This is a genomic window from Bacillus cereus group sp. N21, assembly GCF_016483395.1.
Classification (GTDB): domain Bacteria; phylum Bacillota; class Bacilli; order Bacillales; family Bacillaceae_G; genus Bacillus_A; species Bacillus_A pseudomycoides.
This window is the reverse complement of record NZ_JAEHBX010000281.1, coordinates 1-350: the sequence shown is the minus strand read 5'-3', so window position 1 is coordinate 350 and position 350 is coordinate 1. Positions and strand designations below refer to the sequence as shown.

The window sequence follows — 350 nt, the reverse complement described above, 5'->3', positions numbered from 1 at the left end:
GATTACTTCTTTCATGATTTCTTGTCCATACGGGAATGTAACAGCTGGGAACTTAAGTGTTTTTCCGGAACTTGTCGCCATCCATAATTCCTGTGTCTCAGGCACATACTGAAACACAAAATTTCCATGTTTGGCATCTTTACGGCCAGATAGAATAAGTTGTTTATTTCGAGCACGAGAAAACAATATTTTCCATTTGTCATGGTTACGTACAAACTCGCGGGTGGTAAATTGAGAGCGAAACAGTTTTTTGCTTCCAAATACTGCGCTTGAAATATGCGTTTTATATGATGCAAGTTTCTGTGTTAAACGGAATTGTCTGTGGGTTAAAAGGCCGATTTTCGCCTGGA

Annotated in this window: 1 pseudogene; it reads right to left on the bottom strand. The window is 39.4% G+C overall.

Going from position 1 to position 350, the window contains the following annotated elements:
* A pseudogene (locus JDS96_RS30855) lies at positions 1–350 on the bottom strand (IS200/IS605 family accessory protein TnpB-related protein); the annotation flags it as partial.